General features: G+C 60.6%; 31 protein-coding genes, 1 tRNA gene and 1 pseudogene. 11 read left to right on the top strand and 22 right to left on the bottom strand.

The window, feature by feature from the left end; all coding sequences use genetic code 11:
• Nucleotides 1-96: 96 nt before the first annotated feature.
• On the top strand, nt 97-1,059 hold the full coding sequence (locus tag EFD55_RS16660) for a lysylphosphatidylglycerol synthase domain-containing protein (protein ID WP_125846165.1): 963 nt from the start codon (nt 97-99) through the stop codon (nt 1,057-1,059).
• On the opposite strand, the gene EFD55_RS16655 is transcribed toward EFD55_RS16660, so the two are convergent.
• Genes EFD55_RS16655 through EFD55_RS16640 form a run of 4 tightly spaced genes read right to left on the bottom strand, consistent with a single transcriptional unit; the run spans nt 1,027 to nt 3,370 of the window.
• Complete coding sequence (locus EFD55_RS16655) at nt 1,027-2,268, bottom strand: RNA polymerase sigma factor (RefSeq protein WP_125846164.1); 1,242 nt, start codon at nt 2,266-2,268, stop codon at nt 1,027-1,029. The two genes, EFD55_RS16660 and EFD55_RS16655, sit on opposite strands and share 33 nt — an antisense overlap.
• Before the next feature lie 9 nt (nt 2,269-2,277).
• Nucleotides 2,278-2,637 (bottom strand): YciI family protein, encoded by a 360-nt coding sequence (locus EFD55_RS16650; protein WP_125846163.1) that lies wholly within the window; start codon nt 2,635-2,637, stop codon nt 2,278-2,280.
• A gap of 3 nt (nt 2,638-2,640) precedes the next feature.
• Nucleotides 2,641-3,000, bottom strand: a complete 360-nt coding sequence (locus EFD55_RS16645) for a YciI family protein (RefSeq protein WP_125846162.1) — start codon at nt 2,998-3,000, stop codon at nt 2,641-2,643.
• A 10-nt stretch (nt 3,001-3,010) separates the two neighbouring features.
• A complete protein-coding gene (locus EFD55_RS16640) occupies nt 3,011-3,370 on the bottom strand; it encodes a YciI family protein (protein WP_125846161.1) in 360 nt (119 codons plus the stop codon).
• 155 nt (nt 3,371-3,525) lie between these two features.
• On the opposite strand from EFD55_RS16640, the gene EFD55_RS16635 reads away from it, so the two are divergent.
• A complete protein-coding gene (locus EFD55_RS16635; RefSeq protein ID WP_125846160.1) occupies nt 3,526-3,741 on the top strand; it encodes a hypothetical protein in 216 nt (71 codons plus the stop codon).
• Nucleotides 3,742-3,750: 9 nt separating this feature from the next.
• Here EFD55_RS16635 and EFD55_RS16630 read toward each other — a convergent pair whose 3' ends face one another.
• The 4 genes from EFD55_RS16630 to EFD55_RS16615 all read right to left on the bottom strand — a co-directional run bounded on the left by EFD55_RS16630 (nt 3,751) and on the right by EFD55_RS16615 (nt 6,274).
• Nucleotides 3,751-5,253, bottom strand: coding sequence for an AMP nucleosidase (locus EFD55_RS16630; protein WP_125846159.1), 1,503 nt, complete (start codon nt 5,251-5,253; stop codon nt 3,751-3,753).
• Between the two features lie 88 nt (nt 5,254-5,341).
• A complete protein-coding gene (locus EFD55_RS16625) occupies nt 5,342-5,521 on the bottom strand; it encodes a hypothetical protein (protein WP_125846158.1) in 180 nt (59 codons plus the stop codon).
• Nucleotides 5,522-5,737: 216 nt separating this feature from the next.
• Nucleotides 5,738-6,076, bottom strand: coding sequence for a DUF2147 domain-containing protein (locus tag EFD55_RS16620; protein ID WP_125846157.1), 339 nt, complete (start codon nt 6,074-6,076; stop codon nt 5,738-5,740).
• Nucleotides 6,077-6,274: a hypothetical protein gene (locus tag EFD55_RS16615; RefSeq protein ID WP_125846156.1), complete on the bottom strand. Its 198-nt coding sequence runs from the start codon at nt 6,272-6,274 to the stop codon at nt 6,077-6,079.
• 246 nt (nt 6,275-6,520) lie between these two features.
• Between EFD55_RS16615 and EFD55_RS16610 the strand changes: the two genes are divergently transcribed.
• The gene (locus EFD55_RS16610; RefSeq protein WP_125846155.1) at nt 6,521-6,787 is read left to right on the top strand and encodes an SEL1-like repeat protein; all 267 of its coding nucleotides are present in this window, start codon (nt 6,521-6,523) and stop codon (nt 6,785-6,787) included.
• Between the two features lie 132 nt (nt 6,788-6,919).
• Here EFD55_RS16610 and EFD55_RS16605 read toward each other — a convergent pair whose 3' ends face one another.
• The 3 genes from EFD55_RS16605 to EFD55_RS16595 all read right to left on the bottom strand — a co-directional run bounded on the left by EFD55_RS16605 (nt 6,920) and on the right by EFD55_RS16595 (nt 9,149).
• The gene (locus EFD55_RS16605) at nt 6,920-8,035 is read right to left on the bottom strand and encodes a pyridoxal phosphate-dependent aminotransferase (RefSeq protein WP_125846154.1); all 1,116 of its coding nucleotides are present in this window, start codon (nt 8,033-8,035) and stop codon (nt 6,920-6,922) included.
• A 104-nt stretch (nt 8,036-8,139) separates the two neighbouring features.
• Complete coding sequence (locus tag EFD55_RS16600) at nt 8,140-8,541, bottom strand: PilZ domain-containing protein (protein WP_125846153.1); 402 nt, start codon at nt 8,539-8,541, stop codon at nt 8,140-8,142.
• Nucleotides 8,542-8,747: 206 nt separating this feature from the next.
• Nucleotides 8,748-9,149: a DUF2177 family protein gene (locus EFD55_RS16595; RefSeq protein WP_125846152.1), complete on the bottom strand. Its 402-nt coding sequence runs from the start codon at nt 9,147-9,149 to the stop codon at nt 8,748-8,750.
• A gap of 161 nt (nt 9,150-9,310) precedes the next feature.
• On the opposite strand from EFD55_RS16595, the gene EFD55_RS16590 reads away from it, so the two are divergent.
• Nucleotides 9,311-9,757 (top strand): baeRF12 domain-containing protein, encoded by a 447-nt coding sequence (locus tag EFD55_RS16590; protein WP_125846151.1) that lies wholly within the window; start codon nt 9,311-9,313, stop codon nt 9,755-9,757.
• A 52-nt stretch (nt 9,758-9,809) separates the two neighbouring features.
• On the opposite strand, the gene EFD55_RS16585 is transcribed toward EFD55_RS16590, so the two are convergent.
• A complete protein-coding gene (locus tag EFD55_RS16585; RefSeq protein WP_125846150.1) occupies nt 9,810-10,676 on the bottom strand; it encodes a LysR family transcriptional regulator in 867 nt (288 codons plus the stop codon).
• A 91-nt stretch (nt 10,677-10,767) separates the two neighbouring features.
• Here EFD55_RS16585 and EFD55_RS16580 point away from each other — a divergent pair, with 91 nt between their 5' ends.
• Nucleotides 10,768-11,019, top strand: coding sequence for a hypothetical protein (locus EFD55_RS16580; RefSeq protein ID WP_125846376.1), 252 nt, complete (start codon nt 10,768-10,770; stop codon nt 11,017-11,019).
• On the opposite strand, the gene EFD55_RS16575 is transcribed toward EFD55_RS16580, so the two are convergent.
• Nucleotides 10,970-11,302 carry a hypothetical protein gene (locus EFD55_RS16575; RefSeq protein ID WP_125846149.1) on the bottom strand — a complete coding sequence of 111 codons (333 nt, stop codon included), beginning with the start codon at nt 11,300-11,302 and terminating at the stop codon, nt 10,970-10,972. The genes EFD55_RS16580 and EFD55_RS16575 overlap by 50 nt on opposite strands.
• A 356-nt stretch (nt 11,303-11,658) precedes the next feature.
• Between EFD55_RS16575 and EFD55_RS16570 the strand changes: the two genes are divergently transcribed.
• Together EFD55_RS16570 and EFD55_RS16565 are read left to right on the top strand one after the other, a co-directional pair.
• Nucleotides 11,659-12,099, top strand: a complete 441-nt coding sequence (locus tag EFD55_RS16570) for a glyoxalase superfamily protein (protein WP_125846148.1) — start codon at nt 11,659-11,661, stop codon at nt 12,097-12,099.
• 86 nt (nt 12,100-12,185) lie between these two features.
• Complete coding sequence (locus EFD55_RS16565; RefSeq protein ID WP_125846147.1) at nt 12,186-13,553, top strand: MATE family efflux transporter; 1,368 nt, start codon at nt 12,186-12,188, stop codon at nt 13,551-13,553.
• Nucleotides 13,554-13,597: 44 nt separating this feature from the next.
• Here the strand turns inward: EFD55_RS16565 and EFD55_RS33190 are convergent, their stop codons facing one another.
• The 9 genes and pseudogenes from EFD55_RS33190 to EFD55_RS16530 all read right to left on the bottom strand — a co-directional run bounded on the left by EFD55_RS33190 (nt 13,598) and on the right by EFD55_RS16530 (nt 21,965).
• Nucleotides 13,598-13,759 carry a hypothetical protein gene (locus tag EFD55_RS33190; protein ID WP_164737525.1) on the bottom strand — a complete coding sequence of 54 codons (162 nt, stop codon included), beginning with the start codon at nt 13,757-13,759 and terminating at the stop codon, nt 13,598-13,600.
• Between the two features lie 97 nt (nt 13,760-13,856).
• On the bottom strand, nt 13,857-14,693 hold the full coding sequence (locus EFD55_RS16560) for a helix-turn-helix transcriptional regulator (protein ID WP_125846146.1): 837 nt from the start codon (nt 14,691-14,693) through the stop codon (nt 13,857-13,859).
• A 72-nt stretch (nt 14,694-14,765) separates the two neighbouring features.
• Nucleotides 14,766-14,993, bottom strand: coding sequence for a DUF1127 domain-containing protein (locus tag EFD55_RS16555; RefSeq protein ID WP_125846145.1), 228 nt, complete (start codon nt 14,991-14,993; stop codon nt 14,766-14,768).
• Between the two features lie 89 nt (nt 14,994-15,082).
• Nucleotides 15,083-15,880, bottom strand: a complete 798-nt coding sequence (gene iolB, locus EFD55_RS16550; RefSeq protein WP_125846144.1) for a 5-deoxy-glucuronate isomerase — start codon at nt 15,878-15,880, stop codon at nt 15,083-15,085.
• A 44-nt stretch (nt 15,881-15,924) separates the two neighbouring features.
• Nucleotides 15,925-16,020, bottom strand: a pseudogene (locus tag EFD55_RS34320) (endonuclease domain-containing protein); the annotation flags it as partial.
• Nucleotides 16,021-16,050: 30 nt separating this feature from the next.
• A complete protein-coding gene (iolE, locus tag EFD55_RS16545; protein ID WP_125846143.1) occupies nt 16,051-16,968 on the bottom strand; it encodes a myo-inosose-2 dehydratase in 918 nt (305 codons plus the stop codon).
• A 66-nt stretch (nt 16,969-17,034) separates the two neighbouring features.
• Complete coding sequence (gene iolD, locus EFD55_RS16540; RefSeq protein WP_125846142.1) at nt 17,035-18,885, bottom strand: 3D-(3,5/4)-trihydroxycyclohexane-1,2-dione acylhydrolase (decyclizing); 1,851 nt, start codon at nt 18,883-18,885, stop codon at nt 17,035-17,037.
• Between the two features lie 177 nt (nt 18,886-19,062).
• Entirely contained in the window at nt 19,063-20,997 is a 1,935-nt protein-coding gene (locus EFD55_RS16535; protein ID WP_125846141.1) for a bifunctional 5-dehydro-2-deoxygluconokinase/5-dehydro-2-deoxyphosphogluconate aldolase, read from the bottom strand.
• Nucleotides 20,998-21,089: 92 nt separating this feature from the next.
• On the bottom strand, nt 21,090-21,965 hold the full coding sequence (locus EFD55_RS16530; protein ID WP_125846140.1) for a MurR/RpiR family transcriptional regulator: 876 nt from the start codon (nt 21,963-21,965) through the stop codon (nt 21,090-21,092).
• Nucleotides 21,966-22,175: 210 nt separating this feature from the next.
• On the opposite strand from EFD55_RS16530, the gene EFD55_RS16525 reads away from it, so the two are divergent.
• The 4 genes from EFD55_RS16525 to EFD55_RS16510 all read left to right on the top strand — a co-directional run.
• Nucleotides 22,176-23,291 carry a Gfo/Idh/MocA family protein gene (locus EFD55_RS16525; RefSeq protein ID WP_125846139.1) on the top strand — a complete coding sequence of 372 codons (1,116 nt, stop codon included), beginning with the start codon at nt 22,176-22,178 and terminating at the stop codon, nt 23,289-23,291.
• An 87-nt stretch (nt 23,292-23,378) separates the two neighbouring features.
• Nucleotides 23,379-24,596, top strand: a complete 1,218-nt coding sequence (locus tag EFD55_RS16520; RefSeq protein ID WP_125846138.1) for an NAD(P)/FAD-dependent oxidoreductase — start codon at nt 23,379-23,381, stop codon at nt 24,594-24,596.
• Between the two features lie 257 nt (nt 24,597-24,853).
• Nucleotides 24,854-24,944, top strand: a tRNA-Ser gene (locus EFD55_RS16515).
• A 566-nt stretch (nt 24,945-25,510) separates the two neighbouring features.
• A partial coding sequence (locus EFD55_RS16510) for a porin (protein WP_148102905.1) occupies nt 25,511-26,005 on the top strand: 495 nt, incomplete at its 3' end.

The following is a 26,005-nucleotide window of genomic DNA, read 5'->3' as shown; positions in this document are numbered from 1 at the left end:
CGCCCATCAACTCCGACGTTGTGCGCAACCTTCATTTCTCTTAAAAGCCGACGGGACCGGGGCCTGTGCCGACGCCAAGTGAGGATTGCCTACTACATGAAGAGTTCGATCGTTGAAAGCCGGCAGTCCTGGTTTATGCGCAATCGTATGACCGTGCTGACGATCGTCATTGTCTTAGCCTATGCGCTCTTCGTGCAATGGTTCTGGGGCTGGCCTGTCATCATCAAGCAATGGGCCGATGTCGGCGCCGGTCCCGTGATCGGCGCGCTGATCGCTCTGACGAGCACCTATTTCCTACGCACCTGGCGCATTTACGATTATTTTCCCAAAGAAACGGCGGGCCGCTTCGCGACGCTCTTCCGCGTCACGCAGATCCACAATCTTCTGAACATCATGCTGCCCTTCCGCACTGGCGAGACCAGTTTTCCGCTGTTGATGCGCACTGAATTCGGCATTCCGCTGGCGCGGGGAACCTCCGCACTCTTCGTCATGCGGCTGCTCGACCTGCACGCGCTTTTGGCCGCTGCCGGCATCGGCTTTGCGCTCGCCGCCGCAAATATGGTTGTCGCCTGGTTGCTCTGGGCAGCCTTTCTGCTTTTGCCTGTCGCGTGCTTCGCCGCCCGCAAGCCGCTGCTGCGCCTTGCCGCCAGGCTGCTGCCCGCCAAGGCGCAGAAATTCGTTGCGGAGATCGAAAACGGCTTGCCGCTCGATGCCGTCGCCTTTGCGCGCGCCTGGGCGATGACCATCGTCAACTGGCTGGTGAAGGTGGTGGTACTTGCCTGGGCACTCGGTCTAATGGGCGTGCTGCCGATGGCGGCAAGCTTCGGCGGTGCGCTCGGCGGCGAGCTCTCCTCCGTGCTGCCGGTGCATGCGCCGGGCGGCGTCGGCACCTATCCTGCCGGAATCACCGCCGGCGCGATTGCTTTCGGCGCCTCGAGCGAGCGGCTGGCCCTTGACGCGCTGGCACAGGCGAGCGTCAATGCTCACCTGCTGATCATCGTCTCGGCGCTCACCGGGACGGCGATCTCACTGCCGCTCGGACGTCGCGGCAAGCTCTGAAATCCGCTTCCTGAGAAAGGCCCGCTCCGGTTCCTGCCGGCAGAGCGACAGCGCCGTTTCATAGGCCGCGATCGCCTCTTCTCTCCGGCTGAGGCGGCGCAGGAAATCGGCGCGGGCCGAATGAGCGAGGTGATAGGCCTGCAGCTCCCTGCGTCCCAGAATGGCGTCGATCAGATCCAGCCCTTTCGCCGGCCCGTCCGCCATAGCGATCGCCACAGCGCGATTGAGCTCGACGATCGGGGAGGGCTGCGCCGCCAGAAGCAGATCGTAATAGAAGGCAATCCGTCGCCAGTCGGTTTCTTCGGCTGCCGATGCCCGGGCATGTTCGGCGGCGATGGCCGCCTGCAGCGTATAGGTGCCGATCTCTCCCGCCCGCATCGCCTCGGCAAGCAGGGTCAGACCTTCCGCGATCTTCGCATTGTCCCAGAGCGAACGGTCCTGATCCGCAAGCAGCACTAGCGATCCCTCGCCGCCGCAGCGGGCATTGCGGCGGGAGTCTTGCAGCAGCATCAGGGCCAGCAGGCCGGAGACGTCGGGGTGCGGCAGCAGCGTCAGAAGCAGCCGCGCCAGCCGTATCGCCTCCGCGGTCAGGTCGGCGCGGACCACCTCATCGCCGGAGGAGGCGGAATAGCCTTCGTTGAAGACGAGATAGATGACGTGCAGCACCCGGTCGAGCCGCTCCGGCAGCGCCTCGCGGCCAGGCACCTCGTAGGGGATTTTCGCCTCCCGGATCCTGCCCTTGGCGCGCACGATCCGCTGGGCGACTGTCGGCGCCGGAATGAGGAAAGCATGGGCGATCTCTTCGGTGGTCAATCCGCAGATTTCCCGAAGCGCCATCGCCGTCTGCGCATCGGCAGGAATAACGGGATGGCAACAGGTGAAGACCAGCCGTAGCATGTCGTCTTCGATTGCTTCCATGTCGCCGATCTCCGTTTCGTCGACCGTGTAGAGACTGTCCTCGATGTGCTGCTGCGAGGCGTCGAAGCGGGCCCGGCGCCGAATCGTATCGATTGCCTTGAAGCGTCCCGTTGAAACGAGCCATGCGAAGGGGTTGCCGGGAATGCCGTCGTGCGGCCATGTCCGCGCAGCCGCGGCAAAGGCATCGTGGAGCGCTTCCTCTGCCCGGTCGAAATCGCCGAGCAGGCGGATCAGCGTCGCCAGCACCCGGCGCGATTGCGTTCGGTAGATTTCCTCGATCACGCTTTCCAACGGCGCACCTCAATCCGGCAGGGTCAGTATCCGCACCGGCCTGAGTTCGACCGCGCCGAAACGCGCCGAAGGGATCCGCCCGGCAATCTCCCTTGCCGCCGCCACGTCGGGGGCTTCGATGACATAGAAGCCGGCCAGATACTCCTTCGTCTCGACATAGGGCCCGTCGGTGGCCGAAAGCGTATTGTTTCGAACGCGCAGCACCGTCGCCTTGTCAGGCGTCTCCAATGCGTCGGAATGGATCATGATGCCGTCGCGGAGCAGTTCCTCGTCGAAGGCGAAATGGGCTTTGATCAGTTCATTGGTTTCATCAGGCGTCAGCGTGCCGTCGGTGTCGGTGGAATTGTAGATCAGGCAGATGTAGCGCATGGCTCAGCACTCCTCCTTGATCGAATAGGCCGGCCGCACCTCGATGGAGCCGTATCGCGCTACGGGAAAGGTGGCGGCGATATCAGTTGCTTCTTCCATGTCTTTCGCCTCGATCAGCACGAAGCCGCCGAGATGCTCCTTGATTTCGGCGAAAGGGCCGTCCGTCGCCGTCACGGCATCGTTGCGAACCCTGACCGTCATGGCCGTCGAAGGTTCGCGCAGCGCCAACGCCACCAGCAGGTGGCCGCTGTCACGCAGCCTGTCGTCGTTGACGATCGAATCCTTCGTCAGCTTTGCGCCTTCCTCGGCGGAAATGGCGCTAATCTTTGCGGTTTCGAACCAGACCTGACACAGATATTTCATCGCCGTCTCCTCACGCGTGCTCGCCGAAGGAATGAATAGGCCGTACCTCGATCGCACCGAGCTTGGCGAGCGGGATGCCGGCGGCAATCCGGATCGCCTCGTTGAGATCCTTGGCCTCGATCAGGATGAAGCCGCCGAGCGCCTCCTTGGTCTCGGCAAAGGGGCCGTCCGTCACCGACATCTCGCCGCGACGCACCCGGACGGTCACGGCCGATTTCGGCGACTGCAGCGCCTGGGCGACGATCATATGTCCGCTTTTGACGAGATCTCTGTCGTAGTTCAAGGAATTCGCGTCGAGTTCGGCCTTCTCCTCATTCGTCATGGCGTCGAGTGTCGCGCCATCGAACCAGACCTGGCAGAGATATTTCATCGCGGACAGTCTCCCTTGCCGTGTTCCAATAACCCTAGACGAACGACCTTCGCGCCTTTCGACAACAGCGAGAAAAATCTTTGTGCCGGTCCGGTGTCGAAATCGCAGGGCAGCACTCGACAAGGCATCGTTGAAACCTGTCGAGGAGAATGGCAATGAGTATTCTTGAAATCGCGGTGGCAAGCCACATCTGGGCGCGCCGCCATGAAAAGCGTGAGCTGGAGTTCCTCGAAAACGATGGGTTGAAGATTCTCCAGCGCGTCGCTGTCGCTTTCCTGGCCTTCACCCTGTTGATCGCAGGGCTGAACATTGCCGCCGGCAGGCCGCAGACGCTTGCGCAACAGTCGGTGCCTTTTGTGGCAGACCGATGAGAAAACGGCCTATTGGAAGGCCGTTTCGAAGAAGCTGCGCAGCTTACGTGAATGCAGCGCTTCCTTCGGCATGGCGGCAAGCTTCTGCACGGCGCGGATGCCGATCTGCAAATGCTGGTTGACTTGCGTGCGATAGAACGCGGTTGCCATGCCCGGCAGCTTCAGCTCGCCATGCAGCGGCTTGTCTGAGACGCAGAGCAGCGTGCCGTAGGGCACGCGGAAGCGGAAGCCGTTGGCGGCAATCGTTGCCGACTCCATATCGAGCGCGATGGCGCGCGCCTGTGAAAGCCGCTTCACTGGCCCGCGCTGGTCGCGTAGTTCCCAGTTGCGGTTGTCGATCGTACCGACGGTGCCGGTGCGCATGATGCGCTTCAGCTCGAAGCCTTCGTAACCAGTGATTTCGGCGACGGCCGCTTCCAGCGCCACCTGCACTTCGGCCAGCGCCGGGATCGGCACCCAGATCGGCAGGTCGTCGTCGAGAACATGGTCCTCGCGCATATAGGCATGGGCAAGCACATAGTCGCCGAGCCGCTGGCTGTTGCGAAGGCCGGCGCAGTGGCCGAGCATCAGCCAGGCATGCGGGCGCAGCACGGCCACATGGTCGGTGATCGTCTTGGCGTTGGAGGGGCCGACGCCAATATTGATCATGGTGATCCCGGCATGGCCCTTCTTCTTCAGATGGTAGGCCGGCATCTGCGGCAGGCGGGCGAGGGTCGCATCCGTTTCTGGCGCGCTCGAACCGGGCAGGGTGACGACATTGCCCGGCTCGACGAAGGCGGTATAGCCGTCGCCGCCCTCCGCCATCAGCTTGCGCGCCCAGCTGCAGAATTCATCGATATAGAACTGGTAGTTCGTGAACAGAACGAAATTCTGGAAGTGCTCGGCATGCGTCGCCGTATAATGCGACAGACGGGCGAGCGAATAATCGATGCGTTGCGCCGTGAATGGCGCAAGCGGCGAGGGCTCTCCCGGCGGCGGGATATATTCGCCGTTGGCGATCTCGTCATCGGTGGTGTTGAGATCGGGCGTGTCGAAAATATCGCGCATCGGAATGTCGATGAAGGCGTTGGTCGATGCTTCCACATGCGCGCCCTCGCCGAAGGCGAAGTGCAAAGGGATCGGCGTCGTCGATTCCGAGACGATGACAGGAACATTGTGGCTCTTCACCAGCAGCGCCAACTGCTCCTTCAAGTAATGCTTGAAGAGCTTCGGCCGGGTGACTGTCGTCGTATAGATGCCCGGTGCCGTGACATGACCGTAGGAAAGGCGGGAATCGACGTGGCCGAAGCTTGTCGTCTCAATGCTGACCTGCGGATAGAAAGCGCGGTAGCGCGAAGAGATCGGCGCCCCCTGCGCAAGCTCGGTGAAGCTCTTGATCAGGAACGCCGTATTACGGTCGTAAAGCGCTGTCAGCGCTTCCACGGCCTTGGCGGGATCATCAAAGCTTTGTGGCTGGAAAAGGGGTGGTGAGGATATGTCGAGCGGCGACAAAGGGGAGATTCGTTTGTTCATGACGCATTATAGAGAGTTGTTTTTGACAAGCAAACGACGCGCGCCGACGGAATCCGATTATTTTATCCTCTTCCGTGTCGGATGCCGGTCACTGCACCGCTGGCGCGCAGAAGTTGCCGTTTCTCTCCAGGCAGGTATAGCTTGCCCCGAAATGCGACTGCGCACCGCCGCCGCCTTTGTGCACCACGACCGCTGAAAACGTGATCGCGAAGATCGCCGCAAATAGCGTGATGATGCTAAAGCGTCTTGCCAGAATATACATGTTCATTGCCTTGCCCCCGATACGCAACTCGATCGTGACAAGAGTTTTGCCATAGGGCGGCTGAATGAGTGCTGAGATGCCGGTTCATCCGCCGTTCAGCTTGCCGGCCAGGCTGGGGCGGGGTTGTGGAGAATATCGGGAAGCCTTGAAGAGCTTCGAAGCATGCCGATGTGCCGGCACGCTTCTGCGTTTCGATGATCGTGAAGTGGGGTCGTTGCAGCGTCAGAGCCGCGTCCAGGTTTGCGTCTTGCAGAGAACCTTCATCACGCAGCCCTGCATCCTCAGCGAATTGCCGGAAACCTTGCCCGAGCCGCTATAGGTCTTATCGGCGGCAGGGTCGGTGATCTCCCCGGCATAGCTGCCCGCGGTTCCCGCAAGCGTGCCGATCTTCCGGCCGGCATATTTACCGGTCTTCAGTGTCACGCAGTAACTGCCGCCGCAGGATGCGATCACCGCCGTATCGCCGGCGGCCGTCTTCCAGTTGCCGACGATCGGCTCTTCTGCATGCGCTATGCCGGCGATCACTGCGATGGCGGCGGCGAGAGCGAGGCTACGGATCATCTATTCCTCCTTGATGTCCTTGGTCGGTCGCGAAAATAGCTGACGCGAACGTAAAGGTAAATAAGCGTGATCGCGATCCTGCCGGCCATGGAAGCCAGGGCAGAAAAAAGCGTTCGGCAAGCCCATAACGAAATCGCCTGCTGATTTCATGATGAACGATCCCTTTATTTTCAAATCTGAATCTTTCGTAAAATCCAAGCGAAAATCCTTAAAACGCAAGGAATCCGATGTTTAACAAAAACCCAATTTTACCAAGCATTTGCACTTTGTTTGTCTCAAATTAATCATGCATTTTAGGCGTTTTTTGAAAGCCGTTTGGCATAGTGAACCCATCAAACGAGCGGGGCAAACCCGCCGGACCGGTAGGGCCGAAAGCCGCGATAGACGGCAAGGCCTGAAGGTAAAACAGGGTAAGTCATAAACAGGCTAACAGGGATAAAACCGATGGCACGCTTTGAAATGCACAATGCTGAAACGGCCACCATGGGTGGCGACAATAGCGCCGATGTCTTCTGCGAAATGGGTCTGATGTATGCGACCGGCCGCGGCTGCGAAGTCGATCTCGTCGCTGCCCACAAGTGGCTGAACATCGCCGCAATCAAGGGTAACGACCGCGCCGCCGAGCTTCGCGCCGACGTGGCCGCGTCCATGGACAAGATGCAGATCGTAGCAGCGCTGCGCGCTGCCCGCGAATGGATGACGGTTCACTGAGACCGTCTCCAGTTGAGAATTCGACAGGAATAACAACCTCGAAAGAGGGGGCTGGCGGGGCGCTTTTGACGGGGCCGATGTCAGGAGAAGGGAACCGCGGCCGGATCCTCCACCGGGCGCGGTTCTTCTGTTTTATCGGCTGATTTTCTTCAGCACCTGCGGCAGCGCTTCTTCGAGGAGCGCTATATCCGCCTCGGGGCCGACGCTGACACGGATGCAGCGGTTGAGCGGCGCCACGCCGGGCATGCGAATGAAGACGCCGTGCTCCATCAGGCCATCGACGATCGCCCTTGCGTATATGCCATCACGCCCAGCGTCGATCGCCACGAAGTTCGTGGCCGAGGGCAGGGGCTGAAGTCCGTTCGCCCGGGCGATGCCGGCGATCCGCTCCCGCGCCGCATGGATTTTCCCGACCACCTCGACGAGATAGTCCTGGTCCTTGAGGGCCGCGAGGGCTGCTGATGTCGCCAGCCGGTTCATGCCGAAATGATTGCGGATCTTGTCGAAAGCCTGCGCCGTGCCTGGGGTGGAGATCACATAGCCGATGCGTGCGCCGGCAAGCCCATAGGCCTTGGAGAAAGTGCGGGTGCGAACGACGTTCGGCAGGTCGATCAGCGAGGAGATCGATGGCAGCGAATCCGCGGGCCCCGTTTCACTATAGGCTTCATCCAGCACCAACAGCGTCGTCTCGGGTAGTGCCTTGGCGAAGGCGATGATCCGGTCGGCATTCCACCAGCTTCCCATCGGATTGTCAGGATTGGCGAAATAGACGAGCGGCGCGTCTTCGCGCTTCACCGTCTCAAGGAGCCCGTGGAGATCCTCGCGGTCGTTTAAATAGGGAACGGTCACCAGCCGGCCGCCGAAGCCGGCGACGTGGAAATTGAAGGTCGGATAGGCGCCGAGAGAGGTGACGACCGGCGCGCCCGGCTCGATCACCAGCCGGACGATCTGGCCGAGCAATTCATCGATGCCGCTGCCGATGGCGATATTGGCGGCAGTCACGCCGAGATGGGCGCTCAGCGCTTCCCTGAGCGCGAAATTTTCCGGATCGTTATATTTCCAGATGTTGCCGGCCTCCTCACGCATCGCTGCGAGAACGGAAGGGGCGGGGCCGAAGCCGTTCTCATTGGCGCCGATGCGGGCCAAAACGGCCAGTCCGCGCTGACGCTCGATCGCCTCTGGACCGACGAAGGGAACTGTGGAGGGCAGGGCGCTGGCAAGGGGCGTAAAGCGCGAAAAGGCGGACATGCGAAGGCAATTTCCCGGGCACGGTGACATCAGGCGCAACAATAGGCCCGGGCACGGCCAAGGCAAGCAAGATTATTCCGCAACCGGACGATCGCCAGTCTATATCACGCGCGGAAGATCGGTGCGCGCCGGGCGTTGATCGCTTCCATATTGCCGACAAGGAAATCGGTACGAACGACGCGGCGCAGAACCTCAGGATCCAGGATGTTGATGAACCGCACCCCGATGCGTTCCTTGTTGCGGTAGACCTCGGCGCAGCCGATGCGATAGGCGAGGCCGAGAATGTTGAGATAGTAGTGCTTGGGCAGCCCGGCAGTGGTCGACACGATGAAGGTGGCGCCGCCCTGCGAGATATCGATAATCTCGGCGCTTCGCATCGAGACGCCGGTGAGGCATGGCCGGACGGCGACGATACGGGCGGGCCGTTTAACGTTGAATTCTTCCCAGCGCAGGTCGTAGACAGCGGATTTGACCGTGGCAAGGTGTGTAGCGCGGAGCATAGTCATCTCACATTCTCCGTCAGACAGGGCACATTCGGGGTCTTAATGTCAAACAGAGCCGTCTTGATCGCATTCAAGCTGGCCTTGCTCGAACCAAGGTCACATGAATGTTTTGCGCATTCGTCAAATATAAAATTACCATTTTAACGAGTTTAAACTTTGTTCCCAAGCGGGACGCCCGGATGTCCATTATCGGGACGCGGGCTCTCGCTTCAGCCGATGAACCTGACGGCGAAATATCCGCCGGCAGCGGTCAGCGCCGTCAGAGCCGTGCCCCAGACCATGTCGATCAGGCTCATGGTGAGCGGCCAGTTCCGGAGCGTGGCGAGATTGGTGAGGTCGTAGGTGCCATAGGCCGCCAGTCCCAGAATGGCACCGTGGAGAAGTCCGGTTGTGATCGATCCTGCCGACAGCGCCGGCAGCACGGCAAGCACGACCACGGCGGCGGTGAAGAACAGATAGAATAGCGCGGCGACCGTAAGATTGGGCGAGGGCAGCATCAGTGCTCCCAGCTGCTCGCGATAGAAACTGCGGGCGATAAGGCCGAGCCATACCCCGTCGCAGACGAGAAGAGTGAGAAAGGCGCCGGCATAGGCGAGCAGGGCTGTCTTCATTGTCAATCTCCAGAAGATGCCTCTTCTACGCAGCAAAGGCCGGCCGGATCGCCACCCGTTCGATTTCGGCGCAATTTTCCTGAACTCTTTCAATGGCCGGGCGTTCTGCCTTGATCGATGAAGCACGGCGCGCTTCGAATGACGACAGCGAGGAGTTGAAGATGAACGACGTCAGAGTCCCATGGAAATCATGGGTCGTGGTCTGCAATGGAGCCAAGGCTCTGATCATGCAGAATGCCGGCGATGCCCAACTGATGAACCTGAAGGTGCTGGAAACTCTAACGCAGCCGAGCGAGCCCGATCGCGAAATTGGCACCGACAAGCCCGGGCGCAGCCATGCCGCCGGCGGCTTCAGCGGCAGCGCTGTCGAGGAAACCAACTGGCAGGATCAGGCCGAAGCCCAATTTTTGAAACAGGTAGCCGAAAAGCTCGACGAACTGGCGCAGGAAAAGGATACCCGCCACATCGTCCTCGTTGCGCCGCCGAAGGCGCTCGGCACGCTGCGGCCGGCACTCAGCGCCGATACGCAGGCCGCAATCTCCGCGGAATTGGCGAAGGACTATACCAATATGCCGGTTGACGAGATCGAGCGACATCTCGCGGCCTGAGCTGTGAGCACCAACCAAAGGAAACGCGGGTCGAGAGGCCCGCGTTTTCGTGTCACACCGATGGTCTCTGCCCGGCAAACAGGTCTTCATGATCGGCAAAGAGCGCCGCCAGACGATCGATAACGATCCTGACCTCCGGCCGTTGCCGTTCGTCGTCATGCGCGACAATCCACATTTCGTAAGTCAGGTCGTCGATCACAGGGCCGGCGCGAATAAGTGCGCGCTCCTGATCGCCGATGAAACAGGGAAGCACGCCGCGACCGGCACCGCCGCGGATGAGGTAAAAGAGCATATGCGGCGTGGTCGTCCAGCTGGTGATCCAGTAATCCGGCTGTTCGAAAGTCCATTTGTCCGCCGGCGTAGTGGCGGTATCGGTGCCGAGCGAGATCCAGTTGCAGTTGGTCTCGTCGTAGCCGGCCGACTGATAAACCGCGTGCGCCACCTTGACCGAACGGCGGATCGCGACATTGCCGCTCTCCGGCCGACTGTGGCGAATGGCGATATGGGCCTCGCGATAGGTGAAATCGACGCTCGCGTCACAGGTCTTGTAGCACATGCGGAAGCTGTCCTTCGGCGTCCAGACGCTGGCCAGATGGTCGGCGATGAAGCGCGAGGTCCAGCTGTCGGCGGCCGTCGAGACGATCGGCAGCGTCAGCACCTCGCCGCGCCAGTCGGAGATTGCGCGCGCCGCCTCCTGCATCAGTCGGACCCGATCGAGCAGCTCCTGCCCGTCCTTCGCCAGCAGATAGCCAGTCGGACCGCGACTGAACAAGGAGCGGCCGGTCACCCGTTCGAGCGCCAGCATGCGCCGGCCGATCGTCGGCGCGCTGAGCCCGGTGCTCGCCGCCGCTGCCGAAAGTCCGCCGCCGGTCGCGACATAGAAGAAAAGTTGAAGGTCGTCCCAGCTTGCATCTTTCATGGATGAAAACCCCCTTTCCCCAGCGTCTCTACATCTGAGCGGCGCGAGGACTTAGCTCAAGTGCTCCAGGAAATAGATGGAGGATGAAGCAATGGATCTCAACTGGGTTGTTCTCTTCATGGAAGTCGAAAGCCGCAAGCGCCGGATTCGTCACGATCCCTTTGCCGATCCGCTCGAGCAGCCGGAATGGTGCGGTCTCCACTGGGCCGTTCTGATCATCGCACGTCTGGTCGCGAGAAGGAGCGCCGCTGCAGAGGCTGCGCGCCGCAAGGAGGAGAAGACTGGAGAAAGCCTCAGGTTTCGAAGCTCAGCCGCAGCACGTGATGCAGGAATTCCGGGTTGAGCAGCATATTGAAGCTGATCGTCACCAATTCGCCTTCGCGTTTGACCACGGTAGCGCCGATTTCGTCGTGGATGCCGAGAATTTCGAGGAAGAAATGGCTCGGCATCTCAAGGCTCGGGCTCACTTCGAGCAATGCGCCGGCAAGCGTGATCGTGCGGATCAGGCAGCGCACCTGCGTTCCGGTGCTGAGGTGATGGCCGACGAAGATGATGTTGCCGGGTCTGTCGAGATTGAATTCCCTGTAAGCACGTTCCGGCTTGGGGTGTTCTGTGTCGAGGTGCATCTGAAAGGCCCTTTTAGCCTCCGCTTATTGTACGACAGAATAATAACGCAGGAGTGCTGACAATTGCTGAAGAGCATCGTTAAGATTGAAGCCTTCCGCAAAACCTGCGGGGGAATCGCGCCGATTTCGTGCAGATTTGCTCCAAATCTGCTCATTCATTGCCGTACATGCGCCATTCTTGACATGCCGGCGGTGTTCGCGCATACAAAGAGCCGGTTCGAGGCACCGGCCGCTCGCGGATGAAAATCCATGGTGAAGTCCTCGCGATCATGGTCACAGCCCCTTGTGCATGCTGACTGGCGGCAATGCGAGCTCCCATCTGCAGTCGAAGAGCATGCCTTTCGAAGGCTCACTCCATGATGACCAGTTATCCCGGTATTAAAGAATTGAAGGCCCAGGCCAAGCGCCTGCGCCAGGCGATGAACGATCGCGGCACCGCTCTGACTCACAGCGCGGCCCTGGAATTGATTGCCCGCCAGCACGGCGCGCGCGACTGGAACACGCTCGCGGCCCTGGCGGCAAAGCCCAATGCGGCTGCGAAGACGCCGCTCTTCGTCGGCGCCCATATTCGCGGCCGTTACCTCAACCAGCCGTTCACAGGCGAGATTCTGGCACTTTCGGCCTTGCCGGGCGGCGATCTCCACAGGATCACCATCCATTTCGACGAGCCGGTGGATGTCGTGACCTTCGAGAGCTTTTCCGCCTTTCGCCGACGTGTGACCGCCCAGATCGACGCCGATGGCATTTCGCCGAGGAAAACCTCGAACGGACTGCCGCATCTGGTGCTCGACCTCTAAATTGCTTCTCCTCTTCTTTTGAGGCCGCCCGATCCGGATGATTTCAGTCGGATCCAGGCCCTTCCCGATTTTGCACGGATTTCTCCATGACCGATCTTTCCGCAGGCAATAGTTTTCTTACCGGCTGGCTGCCGGGCGTCTTCATCAAGACGGCGGCGCCGATCGTCGCGATTACCACAGTTAACGGCCTTTTCACCGTGGTCGACGCCTATTTCCTGGGCGCCTATGTCGGCCCCGACGCGCTCTCTGCCGTCAGTCTGATTTTCCCCGGCCTGATGCTGCTGGTCGCGCTGCAATCGCTCGTCTCGAACGGCATGGCGAGTATCCTCGCCCGCCGGCTCGGCGCCGGCAGTCGCGAAAGTGCACGCCAGGTATTCGCTGGAGCCCATACGCTGGCGCTTGCCGTGACCTTGATCCTCAACATCGTCTATTGGGCCCTGGGCCGACAGATCATCGAAACGGGCGCAGCCGGAAACGCTGCTGTCGGCCATGGCGCCATGTTGTTCATGGGTGCGATGATCACCTTTGCGCCGGTCAGCTTCTTCCTGTCGCTGCATCTCGACGGGCTGCGCTGCGAAGGCAAGATCGGTTTCATGACGCTGGTGACGCTGTCGGCCTCGCTGCTCAACATTCTTGCCAACTGGCTGTTCATGGCAGTGATGCATTGGGGTGTGCTCGGTTCGGCGGCGGGCTCCATCGCATCGCAATTCGTCTGTCTCGCAGCCGTGCTCGCCTACCGCTGGCGCCGGTCGGCGGCACTCAGGCCTTCAGCGGGGTTGGCTCTTGCCGAATGGCGCGGCATCGTCGTCTTCGGTGCGCCGATGAGCCTCGGCTTCATCGGCATATCGCTGGCCTCGGCCGCCATTTTGATCAACGTTTCGCTCTGGAGCGTGCGTGATTACGCGGCAACGGTTGCCGCCTATGGCATCATCACCCGGATCATGACCTTCACCTATCTACCGCTACTCGGCCTCAGCATCGCGCTGCAGACGATCGCCGGCAACAATCATGGCGCCGGTCTCGGGCTTCGCGTCGGCCGCAGTCTACAGATCGCCATGCTTGCCGCACTTGTCTATTGCACACTGGTGGAAATCGCCGTCGAATTGCTGGCAAGCCGCCTCGGCGCCGTCTTCGTCGCCGATCCCGCCATTATTGCCGAAGTCAGGCGCATTCTGCCGTGGACGATCGGCGCCTATTTCCTCTTCGGGCAGATGCTGATTTTCTCGTCCTATTTCCAGTCGATCGGCGATGCACCGCGCGCAGCGATCTTCGGTCTGTCCCGGCCTTACCTGCTAACCCTGCCGCTCACCTTCCTGTTGCCCTTGCTCTTCGGCGAGCAAGGAATCTGGATGGTGCCGGTCTTTGCCGAGGCGGGAATGCTCGTGCTTGCCTTCCTGGTGCTGTCGCAGAACGCCAAACGGCGCGGTTGGCGCTACGGGCTTCTGCCCGCCTGAAATGGAAAAGCCGCGCTCCAGAACGCGGCTTTTGCCTGGTTCGTCTATTTCTGGCCTCTCGAAGTCGCTGATGCCGCCGCTTCCGCCTCGTTCAAGGCCTCAGCGCATTCCTGGCAGCAGACCTCGACGGTCTTGCCGCCGAGCTTGACGGTGATGGTCTCCGGGCCGAGTTCACAATCGCAGGCAGCGCATGTGGTCTTTTTCATCTGATGATCCTCCGGTTGATGTCCCGGGATTGGGACAGGCTCATAAGATCATCGAGGCCGCATCGCCGCTGTCGAAATCTTTAGCGATCGACCGGCGCTATCTGCGCCGCAATTGCGCCGAACGCTGGAATTCGGCCGGGGTCTGCCCGTAGGCTTGCTTGAAGGAAGCGCTGAAATGGCTGTGGCTGGAAAAACCGAGATCGAGGCCGAGCGCGGTCAGGTCGTCATACTGGCCGAGAAGATCGAGCGCGCGGGCAAGCCGCAGCCGCAGCTGGTAGCGGTAGAGAGGCGTCGCCTCGACCTGCTGGAAGACCTGGGTGAGATAAACAGGTGAGACACCCACCTCGGAGGCGATTTCCCCGAGTGTCCAGCGCCGCGCCAGATCGGAGGAAAGCACCAGCTTTGCCCGATCGACGAGCTTCTGCCGGCCAACGCTGGCGCCCGCCGCATGCGAAGTGCGCTCGCCGAGCGAGCGGCGCACGAGCGTCAGCGCCAATGTTTCCGCCTCCAGCGTTTCGGCGACGTTGCGGACGAGACCATGACGCAGGAGAGCGACCAGCGCCTGCGCACGCGGATCGATCCGCCGGCGCTGGCGACGGAATGAAAAGGCGGGGTCTCGCTGCACCTGCTCCTTCGGCGCCAGCTCTTCGAGCATGGATTCGTCGATCGCCAGATCGATACAGGCGTCGCCGCCTTCAATGGGATGGCTGATCCGATATCCCTGGCCGGCGTTGAAGAACAGCATCTGATTGGCTTCGGCCACCGTATCATTGCGGCCGACATGCCGCATGAAGACGCCTCGATAGGGATAGACGAGACTCGTCTTGTGGGTGCATTCCTCGTCGCTCTTGTGACGGCACTCGCCATTACAGACGACGTCACGAATCGTGACGGTCTTCGTTTTCAGGAGCAGTGCTGTTGAAAACTGCGACATCGTATGTTCCGGGGTTGGAAAGGCCGCCCGGTAAGGCGGCCCGGGGCACAATATCACAACTAACGCTCGTGTTCAGTAGCGACTGTAGACGTGAACGTCGCTTTCCGTCTGGCCCCTGGAAAGGCCTATATCCTTCAGCTGATCGTCGGAAAGTTCCATCAGCGCATTGCGGTTGCGCCGTTCGCTGATCTTCCGGGCCAGCCAGCGGACGGCCGTGATTGCGGCCGGAAGCAAGCCCGGCTGTATCTCGCGCAAAGAGCGAATATTGCGGGCCGGTATCGTGAAATTCGTGCTGTGCATGATGATCCTCCATCCTTGTTTGGATGGAGGCAGTGAACCATCAGTGACGGCTTTGCGCTGTCAGATTATTTAGCGATCGAACGCTGCTCTCACGCTTTCAGCAACCACTCGTGCTCGGGCGCGTTGTGGAATTTCCAGATCCGCTTCGGCCCGGCCATGACGTTGAGATAATAGAGATCGTAGCCATGTGTTGCCGCGCAAGGGTGATAACCCCTAGGCACCAGCGTCACGTCGCCATCCTCGACCGCCATTGCCTCGTCGAGCGAGCGATCGTCGGTGTAGACACGCTGGAAGCCGAAACCTTGCGGCGGGTTGAGGCGATGGTAATAGGTCTCTTCCAGGAAGCTCTCGTTCGGCAGATCGTCCTGGTCGTGCTTGTGCGGCGGATAGGAGGAGGTGTGGCCGCCCGGCGTGATCACCTCAACGACGAGCAGCGAATGCGCCGAGCTGTCGTCTTCCGGCATGATATTGTTGACATAGCGTACATTCGTGCCCTTGCCACGCGTCACCTGCGGATGCGTGCCCGGCGGGATCGCCTTCGCCTCATAGGTGCCGCCGCCAGGGGCGGAGCAGACAGCAAGTTCCAGATCGGTTTCCGCCGTGACCGACCAAGTCGATTCCATCGGAATATAGAGCGCATGCGGCGCGCCGTCGAAGGGGTTCATGCGCTCGCCGAGCGTGCCGAAATCCCTGGTTCCGGCGGAGGCCTTGCCCTTGCCGCTCACCCAGACGAGGCAGACTTCGCGCTCGCCGGTCTCGCCGGAAATGCTCTCGCCGGGCTTCAGGCGATGCAGATCGAAGCCGACATAGGTCCAGCCGGCGCTTTCAGGGGTGACATGCGTGACGCGGCCATGCGTGCCCGATGGTTTCACCTTGAGGTTTGGCATTGATGTTTCCTCGTAAGTTAGCGGGTGCGGCCCCCTCTGGCTGCCGCCACCTTCCCCCGAGGGGAGAAGGGATATGCCGCACCGTCTCTGTTTCCCTTCTCCCCAGCGGGGAGAAGGTGCCCGGAGGGCGGATGAGGGGGCTTCTTGCTCCTGAGTCTGGGGGCGTTCCGTTATCCCTTCGGGAAGCCTTCCGTTTCCACTGTGTAACCCGCGGCCGTCATAACGCGCATCAATTCAGCGTGGCCGATCTCGGCCATTTTCTGCGGGGGCGCCTTACGCGGATCCTGTTCGGCTTCGACGACGAACCAGCCTTCATAGCCGTGATCGGCAAACCGCTGGACGATGGCGCCGAAATCGAGCGAGCCGTCGCCGGGCACCGTGAAGGCACCAAGCGCCACCGCATCGAGGAAGGACTGCCGGCTGCGGTCCAGCCCGTCCACTACAGGCTTGCGAATGTCCTTGACGTGGACGTGGTTGATGCGGGCGTGGTGATTGTCGATGGCGCGCAGCACGTCGCCGCCGGCAAAGGCCAGGTGCCCGGCGTCGAGCAACAGCGGAATGCCTTCGCCCGAATAGCGCATGAAGGCGTCGAGTTCCGGTTCGGTTTCGACGACCGCCGCCATGTGGTGGTGATAGGAGAGCGGCATGCCCTGTTCGGCGCACCATTCGCCGAATTCGGTGACGCGGCGCGCATAGGCCTTCATCTCGTCATCGGAAAGGCGCGGCTTGGTCGCGAGCGGCTTGGAGCGGTCGCCCTGGATGGAGCGGCCGACTTCGCCATAGACGATGCAGGGCGCATTGACCGCCTTGAAAAGCGAAATCATCGGCGCGATGCGGTCCTTGTTGGCGGCAAGTTCTTCATTAACAAGCGTGCCCGAGAACCAGCCGCCGCACAGCGTCACGTCGGCGGCGCGCAGGATCGGGAGCATCTCTTCCGGATTGCTGGGGAAGCGGCGGCCTTGCTCCATGCCGGTGAAACCGGCGCCACGGGATTGCCGCAGGCATTCTTCGAGGGACACGTCGTCGCTGAGCTCAGGAAGGTCGTCGTTCCACCACGCGATGGGCGACATGCCAAGTTTGGCTTTCATCAACATTCTCCTTAAAAATATTACGGAAGAGCCGCTCCGCTCTTCCGAAAAAATGACGGCAATCGTTTAGCCGATGCGCTGGGCGGCACGTGCCTCGACATAGCCCTTGCGTGCCTCGTTGACCTCTTCGCGCGGGCTGACTTCAGGCACCGCGACATCCCACCAGTGGCCGCCGGCTTCGGTGGTAACAAGCGGGTCGGTGTCGATGACGAAGACCGACGTGCGGTCGTTCTTTCTGGAATCGACGATCGCCTGCTCGAGTTCTGCGATAGAGCTGACCTTGACGGCGATGGCGCCCATGCTTTCGGCATGCGCGCGGAAATCGATCTCCGGCATCACCTCGTAATAGGAGTCCTTGAGCAGATTGTTGAAGTTGGCGCCGCCGGTTCCCATCTGCAGCCGATTGATGCAGCCATAGCCGCGATTGTCGAGCACGACGATATGGAGCTTGAGGCCGAGCATGACCGAGGTCGCAAGCTCGGAATTCATCATCATGTAGGAACCGTCGCCGACCATGACGACGACATCGCGCTCCGGACGCGCCATCTTGGCGCCAAGCCCGCCGGCGATTTCGTAGCCCATGCAGGAAAAACCGTATTCCATGTGATAGCTGCCCGGGGCTGTCGCCGGCCAGAGCTTGTGCAATTCGCCGGGAAGGCCGCCTGCAGCGCAAAGAACCGTCGTGTTCTCGCCGCCGATCGTGCGCGCTACCGCGCCGATCACCTGAGCATCGGAGGGCAGGGCAGCATTGGTCGTCGCCATTGCCTTGGCGGCAGCTTCCATCCAGACCTTTTTCTCCGCGGCAGCCTTTTCGGCAAGTGCCGTCGGCGCCTTCCAGCCGGAAAGCCCCGATGAAAGTGCTTTCAGCCCTTCACGGGCATCGGCCACCAGCGGATGGCTGTCATGCTTTACCGCGTCATAGGCCGCGATGTTGAGGCCGATCATTCTGAGGCTGTCGTTCTTGAACAGCGCCCAGGAGCCGGTGGTGAAATCCTGGCAGCGCGTACCGACGGCGATGACGAGGTCCGTCTCTTCGGCGATCGAATTCGCCGCCGACGTACCGGTGACGCCGACCGAGCCGAGCGCCAGCGGGTGGGTTTCGTTGATCGACGACTTGCCGGCCTGGGTGACGACGACAGGAATCGCATGGGCCTCGGCAAAAGCGGCAAGTTCCTTCGTTGCTTGCGAATAAAGCACGCCGCCGCCGGCAACGATCACCGGCTTCTGCGACGCCTTGATCAGTGCGATGGCATTTGCCAGTTCGTCCGCATCTGGCTGCGGCCTGCGGGTCGTCCAGACCTTTTCCTGAAACAGGCTTTCCGGATAATCGAAAGCTTCGGCCTGAACGTCCTGGCAGAGCGACAATGTCACCGGTCCGCAATCGAACGGATCGGTCAGCACCTGCATGGCGCGCTTCAGCGCCGTGATGATCTGCTCGGGCCGGGTGATTCGGTCGAAATAGCGGGAAACCGGGCGAAAGGCGTCATTGGCGGAAACCGTGCCGTCGCCGAAATCCTCGATCTGCTGCAGCACCGGGTCGGGCGCGCGGTTGGCGAAGACGTCGCCGGGCAGGAAGAGAACCGGAATGCGGTTGACATGCGCCACGCCGGCGGCCGTCACCATGTTCAGCGCGCCCGGACCGATCGAGGTCGTGCAGGCCATGAAACGCTGGCGGAAGCTCGCCTTGGCATAGGCGATTGCGGCATGCGCCATGCCCTGTTCGTTATGAGCGCGATAGGTCGTGAGTTCGCCGCGCACCTGATAAAGAGCCTCGCCCATGCCGGCGACGTTGCCATGGCCGAAGATCGCCCAGACGCCGCCGAAGATCGGCACTTTCTTGCCATCGACGATCGTCATCTGAACTTTGAGGAAATGCGCGACAGCCTGCGCCATCGTCAACCGTATCGTCTTGCCCATCGGGGCCTCCCGCAATTTTTCTTTTCGCGTTTTCCTCTCTCCAACCCCTCCCACAAGGGGAGGGGTTAACCCGCGACGGCTCGTCCAAAGGACGCTCGCTCATAGCGTGAGGCGCTGCCTCAAGTTAAGTCCCTCCCCCTTGTGGGGAGGGGTTGGGGAGGGGTCTAAATTCCATTCTTACTGAAGCCCACGCGTCTTAAGCCAGGCCTCTGTCAGTTGCCGGAAGCGGCCGGCCATGTCGGCGATCGCCTCCTCGTCGTTCATTTCGCCCGAGAGCCATGCGCGCGCCGGATCGGCAAAGATCGTCCGGCCGACGGCGAAGCCCTTCACGGAGGGAGCCGCCAGCGTCGCCTCGAAGCAGGATATCAGTTCCTCGGCGGGTGCCTCTAACCCCAGGAGCACGATACCACGGCACCATGGATCATTTTTGGCGATAACGGCATCGATCTTTTTCCAGGCTTCGCGGGAGGCTTGCGGCTCCAGCTTCCACCAGTCCGGCTTGATGCCGAGCGCATAGAGCTCTTCCAGCGCGGTGGCGATCGTATCGTCGGTGAGCGGCCCGTTCTTGCCGGCGATGATCTCCACCAAGAGCTCGCGGCCGACCTTGCGCGCGGCCTCGAAAAGCGTGCGCAGCTTTTCCTGCTGCTCCGTCTTCAATTCTGAGGGATCATCGGGGTGATAGAAGCACAGGCACTTGATGCAATGACCGAGCGGCCATTCCACAAGCTGTGAGCCGATGTCCTGGCTGAACTCGAAGCGCAGCGGCTTCGAGCCCGGCAGTTCCACCGGTCGGCCGATCCAGGAGAAATTCTTCGTTGCCGCATCGAAGAAGGCGTCGCGGCCGAAGCGTTCGTCGATCAGCATGCCGTAGCCATCGCGGCCGTTTGAAACCCGGGCCGCTGCCGCAACCGCCAGCCGCTTGAACGCAACGATCTTGTCGTGGCCGACGCCGAGTTCATCGGCGACGCTGACGAGCTGCGAGCGGTGATCGATCGCCAGCGCCATCAGCAGAGGGATTTCGCCTCGCCGGGTCGATGCCCAATGAATATGGTTGATCGCCTCGTCCTTGCGAAGTGCGCGATGCTTGCTGCCGGTCTTGAGGAAGAAATCGAGTTCTGCCCAGGTCGGATATTCCGGTGAACAGAGCAGGCGAGAGACGGCAAAGGCGCCGCAGGCGTTGGCCCAGGTGGCGCAAGTCTTCAGCGGCTCATCCCGGAGGAAGCCGCGCAGGAAGCCGGACATGAAAGCATCGCCGGCGCCGAGCACATTGAACACCTCGATCGGGAAGCCCTGGCCGACGATGCCGGCTTCGAGGTCGTCGGCGATCGGCCCGTCATAGACGATGCAGCCCATGGCGCCGCGCTTGAGCACGATCGTCGCCGGCGTCAGGCGGCGGATCTCCTTCAGTGCGCCGAGCACGTCGTCTGCGCCGGAAGCGATCAGGATTTCCTCTTCGGTTCCGACGATGAGGTCGCAATCCGGCAGCGTCTCCTTCATCTTGGACGAGACGCGGTCTGATTTCACGTAGCGCTCGAAACCTTCCGCATGGCCGGCAAGACCCCAGAGGTTCGGCCGGTAATCAATGTCGAAGATTACCTTGCGGCCGTTCGCCTTGGCGATGCGAATCGCCTTGCGTTGGGCGGCCTCGGTGTTCGGCCGCGAGAAATGGGTGCCGGAAACGAGAACGGCGCGCGAGGATTTGATGAAATTCTCGTCTATATCGCCTTCCTCGAGCGCCATGTCGGCGCAGTCGGAGCGATAGAAGATCATCGGCGACACACCTTCGGCCTCGACCGCAAGCAGCACCAACGCCGTCAGCCGTTCCTTGTCGGTAATAATGCCATCTGTCGCTACGCCTTCGCGCGCCGCCTGCTCGCGGATGAAGCGCCCCATCTGCTCGTCCCCGACGCGGGTGATGAGGCCGGACTTGAGGCCGAGCCGCGCCGTGCCGATCGCGATATTTGATGGGCAGCCGCCGACGGACTTGGCAAAGGAGGCGATATCCTCCAGTCGCGAACCGATCTGCTGGCCGTAGAGATCGACCGAGGAGCGGCCGATGGTGATTACATCAAGCGCCGGCTCCGGCTGTATACCCGGATTCGATTGTACCATGATGTCCTCCCGCTAGATTTTGCGCGGCTTCCAGTGCCAGCGAATTTTCAATAATGAAACATTGGTTCCACAAAATTGTCAATTCGGAATATTTATTCCATTTTCACTTTTGTGGGTTTTGAATGCTGGCGCTTGCGCCGCCGCTCGGCGATAGCGACCGGTAGCGCCATGGCGAGCGCCATCGAGGCGGAAAGCGAACGGAAGCCAGCGAAATCGGCCTCAGCCACTTCAAACCAATGGGTGGCGCAGGCGGCAAGCGGCGAGAAGGCCGAATCGGTGATTGCGATGACGGGCACGCCGCGATCGGCAAGCTCCTGGCTCTGGTTGAGGCTGTCGGCCGCATAGGGTGAGAAACTCGCCGCGATCGCCGCATCCTTGGGTGTCGCGAACTGCACCATTTCAGGGTCGACGCCATTCGGCGAGGCGACGATCTGATGGCGGATGTTGAGCTTGGAAAAAGCGTAGGTCATATGCGCCGTCAGCGGATAGGAACGCCGCTTTGCGATCAGATAGATCGTCTCGGCGCCAGCAAGGATGTCCACCGCTTTCGTAAAAGTGTCGGTCTGCACAGTCGCCGCCAACCGGTTGACCGATTGGTTTGCCGCGGCAATGAAGCCCGAAAGCAGATTGGCGTCCTCATCGTCGCCGCTCGATTTTTCCAGAGTGACCAGCCGCTCTTCATAGCTTAGCGTCCGATCGCGCAGCCTTTCGCGGAAGATGCTTTGGAGGTCGGAAAAGCCTTCATAGCCCAAATGATGCGCCAAGCGCACCAGTGTCGAAGGCTGGACGTCGGAAGCAGCCGCGATACTTGCGGTTGTGCCGAAAGCGATCTCATCGGGATTGCCGAGCGCAAAGGCGGCAACCTGCGCCAGCCGCTTCGGCATGTTCGCCTTGCGCTCGATGATGGTGCTGCGCAGACTTTCGAAATCGCGCGGCACGCGCGCGTGCCTCGGGGAATCGTTATCCATGCTTGCGGCTCTCGAGATGAAACAAATATTCCATAATTGCCGAGCATAGACGATTTCAAAGGGCGCGCCTAATTGTTTTTAATGCCCTGTAATTGAAGGATTTTAGACAAAATATCCGATAGCAAGCCGGAAAAGACAGGCCGGTGGTCCCTTGTCAAAATGATCCAAATATTCCAAAAATCCGCCGCGCAGCTCTTGAGGAGACAGAAAATGAGGCCACTCGGCATCGGTTTGATCGGCACCGGATATATGGGAAAGTGCCATGCATTGGCGTGGAATGCGGTGAAGACGGTATTCGGTGATGTCGAGCGTCCGCGTCTCGTGCATCTTGCGGAAGCCAATGCCGGGTTAGCTGAGGCGCGTGCTGGCGAATTCGGCTTCGAGAAGGCCACAGCCGACTGGAGGGCGTTGATCGCCGACCCTGATGTCGACGTCGTCTCCGTCACAACGCCCAACCAGTTCCATGCCGAGATGGCGATTGCAGCCCTCGAGGCAGGCAAGCACGTCTGGTGCGAAAAGCCGATGGCGCCGGCCTATGCCGATGCCGAGCGCATGCTGGAAACGGCGAGGATGTCAGGCAAGGTCGCCGCGCTTGGCTATAATTACATCCAGAATCCGGTCATGCGCCACATCAAGACGCTTGTCGGCGAGGGCACCATCGGCGCGGTCAATCATATCCGCGTCGAGATGGACGAGGATTTCATGGCCGATCCCGATGCTTTCTTCTATTGGAAGAGCGAGCTTTCCGCCGGCTACGGCGCGCTCGACGATTTCGCCGTGCACCCGCTGTCGCTGCTCTGGTATCTTTTCGGTCATGTCGAGGCAGTCATTACGGATATGGCAAAACCCTATCCGGATCGCCCTTTGAGCGAGGGTGGCCGCCGTGCGGTCGAAAACCATGATGCCGCCAACGTGCTGATGCGGCTTGGCGGCGGCATTTCCGCGGTATTGATGGCGAATCGGGCCGCCTGGGGGCGCAAGGGCCGCATCGTGCTGCAGATCTTCGGCTCGAAGGGCTCGATCGTTTACGATCAGGAGCGCATGAACGAATTCGAACTTTACCAGGCCGACGGGCGCGGCTCGGAACAGGGCTTCCGCAAGATACTGGCGGCACCTGCCCATCGGCCTTATGATCGCTTCATCCCGGCGCCTGGCCATGGGCTCGGCTTCAACGACCTGAAGATCATCGAATGCCGCGAGTTGATCCGGGCAATTTCAGGTGAACCGTCGTCGATCGTGACATTCGAAGACGGTCTCAGGATAGAGAAGTCGGTGCATGCCATGGCACAGTCCTTCCACGAGCGTCGCTGGATCGAGATCGGCTGAATGTAAGAAGCCGCTTTCCGTTGACGGCGCACGGGGCAGGGGATAGGCCTTGGCGTAATTGTCGGGCGCAGTTTCAGGAGTGAGATCGTGACGGATAGATTGGTGATCATCGGCGCGGGCCAGGCCGGTTTCGCATTGGCAGCCAAGCTGCGTGCGTTGAAGGATACGCGCCCGATCACCCTCATCGGCGCCGAGGACGTGGCTCCTTACCAGCGCCCGCCGCTTTCGAAGAAATACCTGCTCGGCGAAATGAGCTTCGACCGTCTGCTGTTTCGTCCGGAGCACTGGTATCCCGACAATGACGTCGATCTTCGCCTTTCGACTTGGGCCGAGCAAATCAACCGAGACAGCAAGCAGGTTCTGCTGCAGGACGGCTCTGTTCTCGATTACGGCACGCTTGTGCTCGCCACAGGCTCGACACCGCGCCGGCTGCCGGCCGCGATCGGCGGCGACCTTGAAGGCGTCTATGTAGCCCGCGACAAGCGCGATGCCGATCTGCTGGCCGATGAGATGCGCCCCGGTCGCCGCGTCCTCATCATCGGAGGCGGATATATCGGTCTTGAAGCGGCAGCCGTCGCCCGTCATCGCGGCTTGGAAGTCACTGTCATCGAGATGGCTGACCGCATCCTGCAGCGCGTTGCAGCGAAAGAAACCGCCGACATCATGCGCGAGATCCATCAGGCCCATGACGTTGTGATTCGCGAGAAGACGGGCCTCAAGCATCTGATCGGCAAAGATGGCCGTGTTGCCGGTGCGGCACTTTCCGACGGGTCTGACATCGACGTCGATTTCGTTGTCGTCGGCATCGGCGTCGTGCCGAACGACCAGCTTGCCAAGGAAGCCGGCCTCGAAGTCGCCAACGGCATCATCGTCGACGACTTTGCCCGCACCTCCGATCCGGCGATCTTCGCGGCGGGCGATTGCGCAGCACTTCCCTGGCAGGGCGGCCGCATCAGACTCGAATCCGTGCAAAATGCCGTCGATCAGGCGGAAGCGGCGGCAGCCGTCATCGCCGGCGGCAGCGAGCCTTATGAACCGAAACCGTGGTTCTGGTCCGACCAGTACGACGTCAAACTGCAGATCGCCGGCTTCAATCTCGGTTATGACGAGACGCTGCAGCGCCCCGGCGCCCGAGAAGGCGCTCATTCGGTCTGGTACTTCAGGGAGGGGTTGCTGATCGCTGTCGATGCGATCAACGACGCGAAAGCCTATGTAACAGGCAAGAAACTGCTGGAATCCGGGACCAATCCCGACAAATCGATTCTCGCCGACCCCTCCGCAGACCTAAAGAGCCTATTGGGCTAAGACGGGAATCGATCGTTGCAAAAGGATTGCTGCCGGTAGGAATGCCGCCTCAGGCTTGCCAATCCTTCCTTGCCGCCCGCGGCAAAGCTCTTCTTCTTTATTGCAGAGAACGAAGCGCGATCAAATTCTCCATAGATCGCGGTGTGAAACCAGGTCCGTTTTCACAACCATCAGAAATGCCGCCCAGCGTATTTCTTCTGGTGAAAGCTCAAAAAACCCTTGCATTCACAGACCGGTCACCATAGTTAGGCCGCACCGGAGAGGTGGCCGAGTGGTCGAAGGCGCTCCCCTGCTAAGGGAGTATACGTCAAAAGCGTATCGTGGGTTCGAATCCCATCTTCTCCGCCATTTTGATTTCCCAGCATATATCGGTCTTTAGCACTCGGCGGGGAGTCATGTTCGCTTAGTCGGCTACGGCTGACGGTCAAATGGTGCAAAAATCTTCCGTTTCGACTGAGAGAATCGCCTGCGGGAATCACCTTTCGCGCCCCTAGCCAGATGGGCCGGTGAAAGCGGGTCCGTGAACGTTGGGTTACGCTTCCACTGATTGCGATCTCGACCCCAAAGACCGGATTTTGTCTGAAAGGTGTCATAAATGTGTCAAGAAGCGCATGTCCAGCGCCTCTTCGATCTCGCCTAAGCAGCCACAAAATCAGCGTTTTCTTAACAAAGCATAAAGGAAATCAGGCCCGCCTGCCCGACTTGTGTCCTTTCAGCAACAGAATGTCGGGAAGGCTCTAGCAAACCCCCCATCGGAGTAAGTTGGTGATTGCGTGACGGCGCCCGTCTTGTATTTTCAGCCTCGGAAGCGAGGGCGACTGATCGTCCACTTCTTGAAACACGGGGATGGGGCAGGGAACGCTGCTCAGCGAAAGATCCCAAACCCGATCGAAACTTTGAATTGGAGGTCATTTATGAACATCAAGAGCCTTCTTCTCGGCTCCGCTGCTGCTCTCGCAGTAGTTTCCGGTGCTCAGGCTGCTGACGCTATTGTTGCTGCTGAGCCGGAACCGGTTGAATATGTTCGCGTCTGCGACGCTTACGGCACCGGCTACTTCTACATCCCGGGCACCGAAACCTGCCTCAAGATCGAAGGCTACATCCGTTTCCAGGTTAACGTTGGCGAAGACGTCGGCGGCGATTCTGACTGGGATGCAGTGACCCGCGGTCAGGTTCAGTTCACGGCCAAGAGCGACACCGAGTATGGTCCACTGACTGGCGTTATCGTCATGCAGTTCAATGCTGACAATGCGTCGACTCAGGAAGCCAAGCTCGACTCCGCTTATCTCGACATCGCGGGCCTCCGCGCTGGTCTGTTCTACAGCTGGTGGGACGATGGCCTCTCGGGTGAAACCGATGACATCGGTTCGGTCGAAACGCTGCACAACTCCATCCGCTATCAGTATGAA

The sequence above is a fragment of the Rhizobium pisi genome, assembly GCF_003938655.1.
GTDB classification, from domain to species: Bacteria; Pseudomonadota; Alphaproteobacteria; order Rhizobiales; family Rhizobiaceae; genus Rhizobium; species Rhizobium pisi.
This window is presented reverse-complemented; position numbering and strand designations above follow the sequence as displayed.

Excerpts from the sequence above, each read along its gene's own strand:
- EFD55_RS16660 (WP_125846165.1), top strand. The coding sequence starts at position 97 with ATGAAGAGTTCGATCGTTGAAAGCCGGCAGTCCTGGTTTATGCGCAAT.
- EFD55_RS16650 (WP_125846163.1), bottom strand. The coding sequence starts at position 2,637 with ATGCGCTACATCTGCCTGATCTACAATTCCACCGACACCGACGGCACG.
- EFD55_RS16645 (WP_125846162.1), bottom strand. The coding sequence starts at position 3,000 with ATGAAATATCTGTGTCAGGTCTGGTTCGAAACCGCAAAGATTAGCGCC.
- EFD55_RS16640 (WP_125846161.1), bottom strand. The coding sequence starts at position 3,370 with ATGAAATATCTCTGCCAGGTCTGGTTCGATGGCGCGACACTCGACGCC.
- EFD55_RS16635 (WP_125846160.1), top strand. The coding sequence starts at position 3,526 with ATGAGTATTCTTGAAATCGCGGTGGCAAGCCACATCTGGGCGCGCCGC.
- EFD55_RS16630 (WP_125846159.1), bottom strand. The coding sequence starts at position 5,253 with ATGAACAAACGAATCTCCCCTTTGTCGCCGCTCGACATATCCTCACCA.
- EFD55_RS16625 (WP_125846158.1), bottom strand. The coding sequence starts at position 5,521 with ATGAACATGTATATTCTGGCAAGACGCTTTAGCATCATCACGCTATTT.
- EFD55_RS16620 (WP_125846157.1), bottom strand. The coding sequence starts at position 6,076 with ATGATCCGTAGCCTCGCTCTCGCCGCCGCCATCGCAGTGATCGCCGGC.
- EFD55_RS16610 (WP_125846155.1), top strand. The coding sequence starts at position 6,521 with ATGGCACGCTTTGAAATGCACAATGCTGAAACGGCCACCATGGGTGGC.
- EFD55_RS16605 (WP_125846154.1), bottom strand. The coding sequence starts at position 8,035 with ATGTCCGCCTTTTCGCGCTTTACGCCCCTTGCCAGCGCCCTGCCCTCC.
- EFD55_RS16600 (WP_125846153.1), bottom strand. The coding sequence starts at position 8,541 with ATGACTATGCTCCGCGCTACACACCTTGCCACGGTCAAATCCGCTGTC.
- EFD55_RS16595 (WP_125846152.1), bottom strand. The coding sequence starts at position 9,149 with ATGAAGACAGCCCTGCTCGCCTATGCCGGCGCCTTTCTCACTCTTCTC.
- EFD55_RS16590 (WP_125846151.1), top strand. The coding sequence starts at position 9,311 with ATGAACGACGTCAGAGTCCCATGGAAATCATGGGTCGTGGTCTGCAAT.
- EFD55_RS16585 (WP_125846150.1), bottom strand. The coding sequence starts at position 10,676 with ATGAAAGATGCAAGCTGGGACGACCTTCAACTTTTCTTCTATGTCGCG.
- EFD55_RS16580 (WP_125846376.1), top strand. The coding sequence starts at position 10,768 with ATGGATCTCAACTGGGTTGTTCTCTTCATGGAAGTCGAAAGCCGCAAG.
- EFD55_RS16575 (WP_125846149.1), bottom strand. The coding sequence starts at position 11,302 with ATGCACCTCGACACAGAACACCCCAAGCCGGAACGTGCTTACAGGGAA.
- EFD55_RS16570 (WP_125846148.1), top strand. The coding sequence starts at position 11,659 with ATGATGACCAGTTATCCCGGTATTAAAGAATTGAAGGCCCAGGCCAAG.
- EFD55_RS16565 (WP_125846147.1), top strand. The coding sequence starts at position 12,186 with ATGACCGATCTTTCCGCAGGCAATAGTTTTCTTACCGGCTGGCTGCCG.
- EFD55_RS33190 (WP_164737525.1), bottom strand. The coding sequence starts at position 13,759 with ATGAAAAAGACCACATGCGCTGCCTGCGATTGTGAACTCGGCCCGGAG.
- EFD55_RS16560 (WP_125846146.1), bottom strand. The coding sequence starts at position 14,693 with ATGTCGCAGTTTTCAACAGCACTGCTCCTGAAAACGAAGACCGTCACG.
- EFD55_RS16555 (WP_125846145.1), bottom strand. The coding sequence starts at position 14,993 with ATGCACAGCACGAATTTCACGATACCGGCCCGCAATATTCGCTCTTTG.
- iolB (WP_125846144.1), bottom strand. The coding sequence starts at position 15,880 with ATGCCAAACCTCAAGGTGAAACCATCGGGCACGCATGGCCGCGTCACG.
- iolE (WP_125846143.1), bottom strand. The coding sequence starts at position 16,968 with ATGAAAGCCAAACTTGGCATGTCGCCCATCGCGTGGTGGAACGACGAC.
- iolD (WP_125846142.1), bottom strand. The coding sequence starts at position 18,885 with ATGGGCAAGACGATACGGTTGACGATGGCGCAGGCTGTCGCGCATTTC.
- EFD55_RS16535 (WP_125846141.1), bottom strand. The coding sequence starts at position 20,997 with ATGGTACAATCGAATCCGGGTATACAGCCGGAGCCGGCGCTTGATGTA.
- EFD55_RS16530 (WP_125846140.1), bottom strand. The coding sequence starts at position 21,965 with ATGGATAACGATTCCCCGAGGCACGCGCGCGTGCCGCGCGATTTCGAA.
- EFD55_RS16525 (WP_125846139.1), top strand. The coding sequence starts at position 22,176 with ATGAGGCCACTCGGCATCGGTTTGATCGGCACCGGATATATGGGAAAG.